The sequence below is a fragment of the Lachnospira pectinoschiza genome, from assembly GCF_900103815.1.
GTDB classification, from domain to species: domain Bacteria; phylum Bacillota; class Clostridia; order Lachnospirales; family Lachnospiraceae; genus Lachnospira; species Lachnospira pectinoschiza_B.
Window position 1 is genome coordinate 44,544 of record NZ_FNHZ01000010.1, and the last position, 11,031, is coordinate 55,574.

The window sequence follows — 11,031 nt, forward strand, 5'->3', positions numbered from 1 at the left end:
AGCTACCAAAGAGAGAATAGACTCTTTGGTAGCTGTATTTTTATCTTCCGCGAGATCTGAGGCGATTGTTTTCCTGCTGTGGCTGTTCAGCTCGTCTCTGTTCTTCTTCCTTCATACGAAGCTCGATGGAACGTTCTCTGAACTGGTGAGGATCTTCATGGAGCATTTTAGTGACGTTCTTTTCGGCATCGTAGATGAGATCATCATTAGGTTGAGTGCGAAAGAGTGTTTTCAAAGTGCTCCTAATTTTATCTCGGATAGTAGGTCTACACTTAATACGTTCATCCAGTAGCTCGGCGGTTTGGGTAGGTGCAACAGATGATTCCAATGCTTGATATCGTTCGGTGTCATCTGATAGAGCTTTTTCCAGAGAGGTATTTTCATTTTGCAGGATTTCTAGATTGTGGGAGGCTGTCTTGCAGGTACTTTCGACTTCCTGTATTTCTTTATCGCTATTGCAGTACATATTCAGCATAAGATCTGATTTCTTGAATTTTAACTCCTCGATGTCTTCGGATAATTCTGTCAGCCTCTTGCTGATCTGCATATGCCGTACCGGATTTAAGATGGAGAGAGATTGCTTCTCAGCAAGGAGTTCTTTTTTCTCTTTTTGTTTCGCAGAGATTGCTTGCTTTACTTTCTTATACTCTGCAATGGAAGGAGAGTATCTTTTCAGCCAATCACTTGCATCTTTCTGTTTGGAGTGGTTGGAGAGAAGCTGATACTCCAGAACAATCATATGACCCCGGAGTTCTTCCATTGCATTTGCAATATTTGGAATAGACTCCTTCATGGATTGTTGGCTGTTTGAGGATGCCTCTTTCAGCAAAACTGCGGTGATCAATTCTTTCTTTAAATCCATAGGATTCTAAGGAACGATTGACGGTTTCAGCCCAGGCTTCACGGTAGATTAGAAGCTGTTCTTCACTGTTCCACCGGGCTGTGATAGGATTTTGTCGTCCGAACTTTGTGCTCTTTGGGTGCTTGTCTACACGTTCATAGTCACCAGCCTGTGATGGAGGAAGCCACACCTTCTTTTTGCCGATTTTATAACGATATTGCTTTTCCCAACCATCTTTCTGAGCTGCCTTAAATTCTTTTGCAGTAAAGCCTTTTTCTTCTCCATCTTTCATACAAAGATATTCTTTTTCAGTTTTATATTGCCAGTTTCCAAGCTCATCCAATGGTCGAACTGTTAGCATGATATGAGCATGTGGATTGTGACCATCGGTGTCATGGATCGCTACATCTGCACACATTCCATCATCAACGAACTGACCGGTGATATATCGTTTTAATAATTCTTTGTTTGCCGCTGTATCTAATTCGATAGGTAGAACCACTACAAATTCTCTTGCCAACCGGCTATCCTTGGTATTTTCATTTTCCTCAACTGCATTCCATAAAACAGAACGGTCATGCCATTCAGGGGGAGCATTTGGAGGTAGGAATACTTCCTGCCAAACGAGTCCGTGTTTTCTTGTAAAATCGTGCTGGATGCCATCATAGTCATTATAGATTGCAGAACAGCTCATATAAGCTGCCGCTGCGACAGCAGATCTTCCAGCACCGCGACTGATTACTTTTGCTTGTAAATGATATATTGCCATTGTGTATCCTCCCTTTTTGTATTTTTGATTTCTGTTTCTCCTTGAAAAGAGAAAGTGGTATTGCTGATTTATCAGTGAGACCACAGGGCTACAACACTCCGGGGGATTGTTGTAGCAATCAAGCCTGATGCCTTATAGAAGGCTTGATATGCAGACGGCGCAGGTGCCGGAGCAACTGCTATGAGAATCACTGCTATCGAAGATAGGTAGCCGTCTGCACAGGGAATGGTGGTCTGTAACATTCCCTGCCCCCTCTGGAGAAACACCGCAGGTGCTTTGTGAAGAGCGCACGGTCTCCACTCCGTTCCGGTCGGTGCAGAACTGACGTCCACTGGACGTCATGCACCCCGACAAAGGGAGGGATACCACCGCCCACAAAGTGGGTGGTGAGTAAGCGCGCCCTTATCAGGGAGATTAGTTTGTTACATATCCTTTAGGCGAGCTTCCAACTTCGGAAAACATTCCGGTAAGAGAGTTCAGTATTTTAGTAAAGTTTGTCATAAGGACAGGGACACATTTATCAAGCAGAGCATTGGCAATGCATCCGGCGAAAAATGATTTTCCGGTACCTACATCGCCCCAGAGCAGGAGCCCTGTATTTTCTTGAAACATCTCATCCCATCGGTCTACATAGGTGTGAGCGTGTTTCATTTCTGGATTGATTCCGGTGTCATTATCAAAGTTGTAATCATAGAGTGCTTTGTCCTGGAGTCCGGCTGATTTCATTTGGGACACTTTGATTTGAAATTCACGTTTTTCATATTCCTTAAGTTCATTAGAGATTGTGATTTCATCAATTTCGATATTTGTCATAGGCTTTCATCCTCCTTGCATTCATAAGTGAAAGTAGTATTTCTTTTTAAATAGTTATTTGTTTTATAGTTCTTATTAGTGGACGGTTTTCTGTCTGTCACGGGGATAGGTTTCTTTCCATCACACTGACAGTTTTCTGTCTCCCTGACAGACAGATTTCTTTTGCAGGTTGCTGAGCATGGAATGACTGGTGAGAGGGCTTCTTATCAGAAGGAATTGGATGCAGGACTAAAGAGACTGAGTGAATTAGACATGCTCTTACAGAAATTGTATGAGGACAATGCTTTTGGAAAAATATCCGATGAAAGATATGCTTCTATGTCTGCAAGTTTTGAAAAGGAATCACAACAATTAAAATCAAAAACGTCAGAACTTCAAGATTTACTGAACGGCGATGCAAAGCAAATGAAGGATGCCAAACAGTTTGCCAGTCTAGTGGAGAAATACACAGATATCACAGAACTGACTTCGGAGTTGCTACACACCTTGATTGATAAGGTAGTAGTCCATGAGAAGGAAGTGGAGGGAGATGCCATTGTGATGAAGGTAGATATTTACTACCGTTTCATTGGCAGAGTCGGTAATCAGGAGGGAGACGATCTATTGGCACCAAAGATCAGACACAGAGGCAGACCTAAAAATGAGGAAGAGGAAGTGTCAGCTTGATGGTGACCTTCCTTTATACCTATATGGTGCGCAATAAATAAAACACCCCAGTTATCATTAAGTATCCTTTCTGGGAGATGACAGATGCAAATGAAAAAGCAACTTATGCTTGCATCAATTACGGTGAAAGCTATAGCCCAGTGGAAATTGAGGATAGAAGTATCTGTATAGATGCTGATGTAGATGAGATTCTAGACCAGTTTCTTAAAAACTAAGCTGGGGTATATATAGATTAAAGGAAGGTGAAAACAATGACGCAAGACGAGAGATTACTTTTTTTAATAAAGGAGCTTCAAAATGAAGATCCTTATTATAAAAATTATGACATACCAAAAACACAACAGGAAAAGAAGGACTTTCTAAGGGCTTTGATGAATGTGCGTGAGGCGAAACCAATTAGCGAGGAATTTCTTAAGATACAGGATGGATACTTACTTACGGAAAATGCTAAAAATGGTTTTGTGTCATTAGAGGACTTAGAAAAGACCAAGGCAAATAGTAACATTTTCATATATCAAGGTGACATTACAAGGCTTAAGCTAGATGCCATTGTCAACGCTGCCAATTCGGCTATGCTTGGCTGCTTTAGCCCCCTTCACTCTTGCATAGATAATATAATTCATTCGAAGGCTGGCATCCAGTTAAGGCTTGAATGTAACGAGATAATGGAAAAGCAAGGATTTGCTGAAAAGACAGGTGGAGCTAAGATAACTAAAGCCTACAACCTTCCGGCAAAGCATGTAATCCACACAGTTGGTCCAATTGTGCAGGGCAGGTTAACTAAAAGACATGAAGAACTCCTAGCTTCATGCTATAGGTCTTGCCTTAATCTGGCTCGTGAAAATGAACTGAGTTCAATCGCTTTTTGTTGTATTTCAACAGGAGTTTTTAGTTTCCCAAATACTAGAGCAGCCCAGATTGCAACGGCAACTGTGATGGATTGGTTAAAAGAAAATGATTACGACATTAAGGTAGTTTTTAATGTCTTTAAGGATATAGATTATAAACTTTACAATGAGATATTAAATTAAGCATTTCCCCGCTAGAAGGTTGTCTTTTGGCGGGGTATTTGCATTTTTTAGAACAGATAGGAGAAAATTATTGATAAAAAATTATGCTTAATTAAATTAAACCAAAAATAATTTGACAAAACTAAATACTTTATGCTAAATTATTGTCCTGTTAGCAAACGCTAACTAAAGATAGGAGGAAAAAACTTAATGAGAGGTAAAATTTTCGCATTATTAATGACTTTAACTATTTTAGCTACAGCAGTTATGGGATGTGGCACTAGTTCAAAGAGTCAGGATCAAAAGAGTGGAATATCTGTAGAGGCATCTGCAGAATTTCCGATTACAATAGAGCATGCTTTTGGCGAGACAACTATTACAAGTCAGCCAGAAAGAGTAGTAACACTTTCTTGGGCAAATCAGGATGCTATCTTAGCTTTAGGGGTAGTTCCAGTGGGAGTATCTGCCGCAAACTTCGGTAAGATGACAGACAACAAGCTCCACCTCTGGACTGAGGAAGCTTTTAACAATTTAGGAGAAACAAATCCTAACGTATTTAACGATGAAACAGGTTGGGACTATGAAGCAATTGCTGCAGCACAGCCAGATATTATTATTGCTTCATATTCAGGTATGACAGAAGAAGAGTACAATTTACTTTCTGAAATCGCTCCTGTAATTCCTTATCTTGAAACAGCTTGGAAGACTGATTGGAGAGAGCAGACTATTACAAATGCTACAGCAATCGGTATGAAAGAAGAGGGTGAGGCATTAGTTGAAGAAACAGATGCACTCATTTCAGATAAGTTAGCTAACTACCCAGAATTAGAGGGAAAGACAGCAGCATTCTTCTGGATCTCACAGGATGACATGAGTACATTTTACGCATACTTACCATCTGACCCACGAGCTTCATACCTTAATGATTTAGGCTTTACAACACCTGAAAGCATTCTTTCACTAGCATCAAGCACAGAAGATTTCTCGGTTACAATCTCTAGAGAAAATGCAGAGCTTTTAAATGATGTTGACATTATGGTAGTTTATGGCGACGAGGGCTTACTTGAAGCCTTAAAGGCAGATCCTTTAATGAGTCAGATTCCAGCAGTAAAGAATGATGCAGTAGTATTGATTGATTCAACATCAACACTTGCAGCATCAATTACTCCATCAATCCTTTCAATCCCATATGCGATTGATGACTATTTATCAGCAATAAGTGAGGCAGCTAAGAATATCGATGAAGAATAAGAAAATTGCATTTGTATTTTTTCTTGGAATATTAATTTTAATGATAGCTGCTTTTGTATCTATAAGCTACGGAGCAAAATCCGTAGCTTTTTTAGATGTAGCAAAGGCAGTGTTTGGCGGTAAAAGCGCAGATTACAATATCAATGTTGTAAAGGCTAGAATTCCAAGAACGATTTTTGGAATAATTGCAGGAGCGTCCCTTAGCATTTCCGGGGTGTTAATGCAGTCCATCACTAAAAACCCAATAGCAGATCCAAGTATTTTAGGGGTCAATTCCGGAGCCTCTTTATTTATAGTGCTTGGCATTACATTTTTAAATATACAATCAAAAATATCATATATAGGCCTCGCCTTTTTAGGCGCTATGCTTGCAGCTCTTTTAGTTTATAGACTTGCTTCCTTTGGTTTTGGTGGGGCAACACCTATTAAACTTGCCCTTTCAGGTTCGGCTATAAGCATCGCCCTATCCTCAGTTATAAGCATGATTGTTATGCCTAATAGCAACGTCATGACAACTTATAGATTTTGGCAAATCGGAAGTATCGGCGGTACAAATTATGAGGACATTAAACTCATTTTACCTATCACAATTTTGGCTATAGTTGTCAGCTTGTGTATGTCAAATAGTTTAAATACCCTTTCTTTATCAGAAGAAACGGCCATTGCTCTTGGCTTAAATGTAAATCGAACTAAGATTATTGCAGCCATTTGCGGTGTTTTACTTTGCGCCACATCAACAGCTCTTGCAGGTCCCATTAGTTTTATTGGCCTTATGGTGCCGCATTTTGTAAGAATGCTAATAGGTTCTAATCACGCACCCCTTATTGCGATTAGCGCTGTGTATGGCAGTTCAATTCTACTTTTCTCAGACGTTTTGGGTAGAATTTTAGGACGTCCAGCAGAACTTGAATCAGGAATTATGACAGCCTTAATTGGTGCCCCTGTTTTCATCTTTTTGGTCAGAAAGGCAAAGGTTTCTAATCTATGAGAAAGAGTAAGAGAATTTACGTTATTAAATTATGTATATTAGCAGGCCTTGTTTTAGCTCTCGCCTTAATTAGCTTGTGCTTTGGAACGGTAAATTACAGCCTAGACCAGGTTTTTAAGGTTTTATTGAAAATGAGTAACACCGGGGCCTTCATCATTACCCGCTTAAGACTTCCAAGAATCTATGCTGCAATTCTTTGTGGTTTTGCCTTTGGAATCGCAGGTAACATTTTCCAAACTTTACTTAATAATCCTTTGGCAAGTCCAGATATTATCGGAGTTTCATCAGGTTCAACAGTAGCTGCGGTCTATTGCATTCTATTTTTAAGACTAAATAGAAACCTGGTGTCCTTTATTTCCGTAATTGCAGGAATTGTGGTAGCTTTGGTGATTTATAAAATCTCCTATAGAGATAAATTTTCAACAAACCGCTTAATCCTCGTAGGAATCGGCTTTCAGGCCTTCTTTAGTGCCCTGACAAATTGGATGATTATGAAGGCGGCGGAGTACGATGTGCCAACGGCCATGAGATGGTTAAATGGTAATTTAAACGGCATAGTTACTGAATCTTTGCCTATGCTTTTTATAGTTGTTATAGTTTGCGGACTAACAGTTATTGGCTTTAGACACAGTCTTCAATCCATAGCTTTAGGGGAGCAAATCGCAGTGATTCACGGCGTTAGAGTAAATCGCGTCAGAGCCCTTTTAATCATTTGTGCGGTTATGCTTATCGCCTTCGCAACAGCAATTGCAGGCCCTATTGCATCAATTGCATTTTTGTCGGGTCCAATTGCCGCAAGGATTTGCGGAAGAAATCAGTCAAATATATTATCGTCAGGTTTAGTTGGGGCAATTCTTGTTCTAGCTGGTGATTTTGTAGGTGAAAATTTACTAATAACAAGATATCCAGTTGGCGTAGTTACAGGAATTTTAGGGGCTCCCTACTTGATTTATCTCTTAATTTATCAGCACAGGAAAGGAAAGGCATAATGAAGAAACACACACTTTTAGCTAACAATATTTGTGTAGGTTATGGTAATGAAAATATATTAAAATCCGTAAATCTACACATTCCTGAAAATAAAATCAGTGTTATTTTAGGCTCAAATGGTAGTGGTAAATCTACCCTTTTAAAAACATTTGCAAGATTATTATTACCAGCCAAAGGCGAAATTTTACTTGATGATAAGTCTTTGCTTTGCATAAAATCTAAGGAAATCGCTAAAACTATTGGCTTACTTCCACAGACTTTAATTGCTCCAGAGGGCATAAAGGTGGAAGAATTAGTATCAAGAGGTCGTTTTCCTTATAGAAATTTCATGTCGCCTTTAAAGTGCGAGGATTACAGAGCTATAGAAGAGGCAATGGAAGCAATGAAAATCAAGGACTTGGCGGATAGAAGTATTGATGAATTATCTGGTGGTCAGCGTCAGAGAGTCTTTATTGCCATGGCACTAGCTCAGGAGACAGACATTTTATTTTTAGATGAACCAACCACATATCTTGATATTGCTTATCAGATTGAGATTTTAGATCTTTTAAAGGAGCTTAACATGACTAAGAAAATCACAATAGTCATGGTTTTACACGATATTAATCTTTCCTCAAAATACGCAGATTATATCTTTGCAATGAAAAATGGAAAGCTTCTTACAGAAGGCACACCAACTAAGATTGTGGTGCCAGAGACTATTAAGGAAATCTATGGAATCGATAGTGTTGTTATTCAGGATCCGATTTCTGCAAGTCCTATCGTAGTTCCAATAAGTTCACATGATTATAATTTTGAGAAATAAGAAGTATTTTGAAATTTATATGTGAAATATAACATCAAAAAGAAGAAGTTAAATGATGATTTAACTTCTTCTTTTTATTTAGATATACATTTTTGTTATTAATTAAGTTCCTTAATCTTGTCAATTTCAACTCTAGTAATGTGACAGTAACCATTAGGGTTCTTAAGTAAATAGTCCTGGTGATATTCTTCAGCTTCATAGAAGCAATCAAGTGGCTTGTTTTCTACGTGAAATTCAGAGTATTTCTTTTCCTCTTCTTTTAAATAAGAAGAAACTACTGTTTTAAGCTCCTCATCCTTGTAGTAAATTCCAAGAAGATACTGCTCTCCAATATCTCCACCCTGACCGTCAGCCTGTGTTGGATCAACGCAGATAAAGTAAGCCTTAAGGATTGTCTCAGTGCTTGTAAGCTCAGGATTGTAGGTTACACGAATGCACTCTCTAAAACCTGTTTCATGTCTGCAAACCTCCTCGTAACTAGGGTTCTTTACATGTCCGTTGGCATAACCAACTACAGTTTCTGTGACACCCTTTAATTCTTTAAAGGCTCTTTCCATACCCCAGAAGCAACCCCCTGCAAGATAAATCACCTTTTGACCTTCTGGCGCTTCGTAGTTGTCATCTAATCTAGTTTCGTAAATTCTGTGTTCGTAGTAAAGATTAGTATCATCCTTAGAAATTGGTTCAAAGCCGTTGTGTTCAAGACAGTGAATAGCCATTTCGTTTGACTTAGCCACGATGGCATGAACTATTGGTTCGTGTAAAACCTCGTGAATATGTGGCATAAGTAGGAAGAGAGCGTTGCTAGCGTAGTGATTGCCACGCTTATCTTCATCAATTTCAAAATAAATCTCGGACTTCTCGTTAAATTTTACAAGTCCGACTGTCTGCGAATTCTTAGTAATTGCAAATGTGTTCTTAGGGCTGTTTTCATCAAGCCCAATCTCAATAATTTCGTTTTGTAAAATTGTCATTTTCATTTTCCTTTGCGTAAGTCAAGACTCGCTCGTGAGTCTTGCGCGCCGGATTCGGGTCTGCTTCAAATGTAGCAAACACTCCGTGTTTGCTACTTAGCGTCAGCCTTATTTTGCGAAGCAAAATTCTAATGGCTGATGTTCCTACTGCAGACAAATTCCTGTCCGAATCCGTGCGCATCCTCGCGGAGCGTTTAACACAGTCGGAGCTTGTATCCCGACTGAGTTAAATTTTATACTATTTTATCATAGAATTGACATCTGTACAGTGGGGAATTCTAAAGTTGGGGGAGTAATGGTAAAGTGGGGGTGAGGGGGTGAGTAATCCCCCTTAAATCTTTCAAATATCTCCTTGCCTCATAAGTCGAATTAGTGGTAAATTAGTCTTATGCAAAAATAGCGAGAAACTAGAGGGTTAAATCATGATTTAACCCAGTAAAAGAGGGCTCTATCAGAGAATTTGGACCTTTAAAATTTAGCGATATCGCAGAGAGTGGTAAGAATATGACTAGAAAAGAAATTAATGAGATTAAAGCACAGTACACACTTGAAGAGTGTGGAATTTCAAGACTTTGTGGCTGTTATGTTGACGGAGAGAAGAACAAAGTCACTACATTTACAGAGAATTTTTTAAATCTTCCAGAGGAGGAAAAGCACAAGTATTTTGACATTTTCAAAAAATCTTTATCAGGAACTCCTGGTAAAAATCTTCTTGATATGCAGTTTAACGAGGGAGCCTATGAAGCAGGCGGCTCGCAGGAATTTCTTCTTAAATTAAGAGATTCAGAATTAAAGGATGATGCGGTGGTTAATCAACTCTACGACAAGATCATCGAGAACTACTATTATCCTGGCAATTACTTGATTTTGCTTATCCATCAGGCATACGACATTCCATCAATTACTAACGATAACATCGAGATGGAAGATGCTTCCGAGGAAGTGTTTAGTTACATTTTGTGTAGCATTTGCCATGTAAGCCTTTCAAAGCCGGGCCTTGGCTACAACGAGGATGACAAGGCTTTCCACAATCAGATTCAGAGCCATATGGTGGATTTGCCGGATGTGGGCTTCTTGTTCCCTGCGTTTAACGAGCGAACAAGCAACACTGACATGACACTTTTCTACACTAAGGATGCTAACGATTTCCAGCATGGCGTTATTGAAAATGTACTTATGGTCAACGAGCCTATGGGTGCCGTAGATCAGAAGGAGACTTTTAATAATCTTGTAACTGAGACTCTTGGCGAGGATTCTAACTATGAAATCGTTAAGAATATTCATGAAAATCTAAACGAGAAAATCGCAGAGAAGAAAAAGGAATCTTTAGCACCTGTAATGCTTGATAAGACTGAGGTTCGCGAGGTCTTAGAAAAGAGTGGTGTTAAGGAAGAGAAGTTAGAAAATTTTGAAGAACATTTTGAAATGGCAACTGGTGAGGACGGTAAGCTTGCAGCTACAAACATTGTGCCTGCTAGAAAGTTTGAAGTTAAGACACCGGACGTTGTTGTTAAGATAAACCCTGATAAAACAGACCTTGTAACAACTCAGATTATCGATGGCAAGCAGTGTCTTGTAATTGAGATTGATGAGAGATTGGAGGTAAATGGAATTTCGGTAAATCCTGAGACTGGGGAGGTTATCGAGAGGTAGAGAGGGGAGAGAGTCCCGGGGGGAGGGCGCTTGGAGCAGTCTGTTCCCTAAAGGACACGCTCTCGCTAAGGTAGCCACGTAGCGGTGGGTAAGGCCTTCTGTGTCTTGTCGCCCTACGGGCTTTCAGACTTGAAGGCCTAACCACCGACGCGTCTACATTGTCCTTTATGAAACACCTGCTCCCCGCGCCCGACACCCCCGCGACTTTCACGCCCTCCCGAGGGAGGGGTGTACGGCAAAAGCGCTTCGCTGTTTGCCTACCAGGAGAGAT

The 11,031-nt window shown here is 39.8% G+C and carries 11 protein-coding genes and 1 pseudogene; 8 read left to right on the forward strand and 4 right to left on the reverse strand.

The genetic code is table 11. The features are described from left to right. Positions 1 to 40: 40 nt before the first annotated feature. The 3 genes and pseudogenes from BLQ66_RS12380 to BLQ66_RS11460 form a co-directional block, all read right to left on the reverse strand. Positions 41 to 739 (reverse strand): hypothetical protein, encoded by a 699-nt coding sequence (locus tag BLQ66_RS12380; protein ID WP_330389866.1) that lies wholly within the window; start codon positions 737 to 739, stop codon positions 41 to 43. Further along, a complete protein-coding gene (mobQ, locus tag BLQ66_RS12385; RefSeq protein WP_330389868.1) occupies positions 681 to 1,610 on the reverse strand; it encodes a MobQ family relaxase in 930 nt (309 codons plus the stop codon). Before mobQ ends, BLQ66_RS12380 begins: the two co-directional genes overlap by 59 nt. Before the next feature lie 450 nt (positions 1,611 to 2,060). Then, a pseudogene (locus BLQ66_RS11460) lies at positions 2,061 to 2,333 on the reverse strand (ATP-binding protein); the annotation flags it as partial. Positions 2,334 to 2,585: 252 nt separating this feature from the next. On the opposite strand from BLQ66_RS11460, the gene BLQ66_RS11465 reads away from it, so the two are divergent. The 7 genes from BLQ66_RS11465 to BLQ66_RS11490 all read left to right on the forward strand — a co-directional run bounded on the left by BLQ66_RS11465 (position 2,586) and on the right by BLQ66_RS11490 (position 8,133). After that, complete coding sequence (locus BLQ66_RS11465; protein ID WP_180364723.1) at positions 2,586 to 3,089, forward strand: DUF4368 domain-containing protein; 504 nt, start codon at positions 2,586 to 2,588, stop codon at positions 3,087 to 3,089. A gap of 77 nt (positions 3,090 to 3,166) precedes the next feature. Then, positions 3,167 to 3,304 (forward strand): hypothetical protein, encoded by a 138-nt coding sequence (locus tag BLQ66_RS12070; protein ID WP_180364724.1) that lies wholly within the window; start codon positions 3,167 to 3,169, stop codon positions 3,302 to 3,304. Between the two features lie 36 nt (positions 3,305 to 3,340). Further along, a complete protein-coding gene (locus BLQ66_RS11470) occupies positions 3,341 to 4,120 on the forward strand; it encodes a protein-ADP-ribose hydrolase (RefSeq protein ID WP_074522269.1) in 780 nt (259 codons plus the stop codon). Positions 4,121 to 4,309: 189 nt separating this feature from the next. Then, positions 4,310 to 5,350, forward strand: a complete 1,041-nt coding sequence (locus BLQ66_RS11475) for an iron-siderophore ABC transporter substrate-binding protein (protein ID WP_074522270.1) — start codon at positions 4,310 to 4,312, stop codon at positions 5,348 to 5,350. Further along, positions 5,340 to 6,338 (forward strand): FecCD family ABC transporter permease, encoded by a 999-nt coding sequence (locus BLQ66_RS11480; protein ID WP_074522271.1) that lies wholly within the window; start codon positions 5,340 to 5,342, stop codon positions 6,336 to 6,338. The genes BLQ66_RS11475 and BLQ66_RS11480 overlap by 11 nt, the downstream gene beginning before the upstream one ends. Continuing rightward, positions 6,335 to 7,327 (forward strand): FecCD family ABC transporter permease, encoded by a 993-nt coding sequence (locus BLQ66_RS11485; protein WP_074522272.1) that lies wholly within the window; start codon positions 6,335 to 6,337, stop codon positions 7,325 to 7,327. The genes BLQ66_RS11480 and BLQ66_RS11485 overlap by 4 nt, the downstream gene beginning before the upstream one ends. Beyond that, a complete protein-coding gene (locus tag BLQ66_RS11490) occupies positions 7,327 to 8,133 on the forward strand; it encodes an ABC transporter ATP-binding protein (protein ID WP_074522273.1) in 807 nt (268 codons plus the stop codon). The genes BLQ66_RS11485 and BLQ66_RS11490 overlap by 1 nt, the downstream gene beginning before the upstream one ends. Before the next feature lie 98 nt (positions 8,134 to 8,231). Here BLQ66_RS11490 and msrA read toward each other — a convergent pair whose 3' ends face one another. Further along, the gene (msrA, locus tag BLQ66_RS11815) at positions 8,232 to 9,107 is read right to left on the reverse strand and encodes a peptide-methionine (S)-S-oxide reductase MsrA (RefSeq protein ID WP_180364725.1); all 876 of its coding nucleotides are present in this window, start codon (positions 9,105 to 9,107) and stop codon (positions 8,232 to 8,234) included. A 504-nt stretch (positions 9,108 to 9,611) separates the two neighbouring features. Here msrA and BLQ66_RS11505 point away from each other — a divergent pair. Continuing rightward, positions 9,612 to 10,760, forward strand: a complete 1,149-nt coding sequence (locus BLQ66_RS11505; RefSeq protein ID WP_074522274.1) for a DUF4317 domain-containing protein — start codon at positions 9,612 to 9,614, stop codon at positions 10,758 to 10,760. The last annotated feature ends 271 nt before the right edge of the window (positions 10,761 to 11,031 follow it).

Coding starts and splice junctions, on each gene's coding strand:
- BLQ66_RS11480 (WP_074522271.1), top strand. CDS start 5,340: ATGAAGAATAAGAAAATTGCATTTGTATTTTTTCTTGGAATATTAATT.
- mobQ (WP_330389868.1), bottom strand. CDS start 1,610: ATGGCAATATATCATTTACAAGCAAAAGTAATCAGTCGCGGTGCTGGA.
- BLQ66_RS11475 (WP_074522270.1), top strand. CDS start 4,310: ATGAGAGGTAAAATTTTCGCATTATTAATGACTTTAACTATTTTAGCT.
- msrA (WP_180364725.1), bottom strand. CDS start 9,107: ATGACAATTTTACAAAACGAAATTATTGAGATTGGGCTTGATGAAAAC.
- BLQ66_RS11505 (WP_074522274.1), top strand. CDS start 9,612: ATGACTAGAAAAGAAATTAATGAGATTAAAGCACAGTACACACTTGAA.
- BLQ66_RS12070 (WP_180364724.1), top strand. CDS start 3,167: ATGACAGATGCAAATGAAAAAGCAACTTATGCTTGCATCAATTACGGT.
- BLQ66_RS11485 (WP_074522272.1), top strand. CDS start 6,335: ATGAGAAAGAGTAAGAGAATTTACGTTATTAAATTATGTATATTAGCA.
- BLQ66_RS12380 (WP_330389866.1), bottom strand. CDS start 739: ATGATTGTTCTGGAGTATCAGCTTCTCTCCAACCACTCCAAACAGAAA.
- BLQ66_RS11470 (WP_074522269.1), top strand. CDS start 3,341: ATGACGCAAGACGAGAGATTACTTTTTTTAATAAAGGAGCTTCAAAAT.
- BLQ66_RS11490 (WP_074522273.1), top strand. CDS start 7,327: ATGAAGAAACACACACTTTTAGCTAACAATATTTGTGTAGGTTATGGT.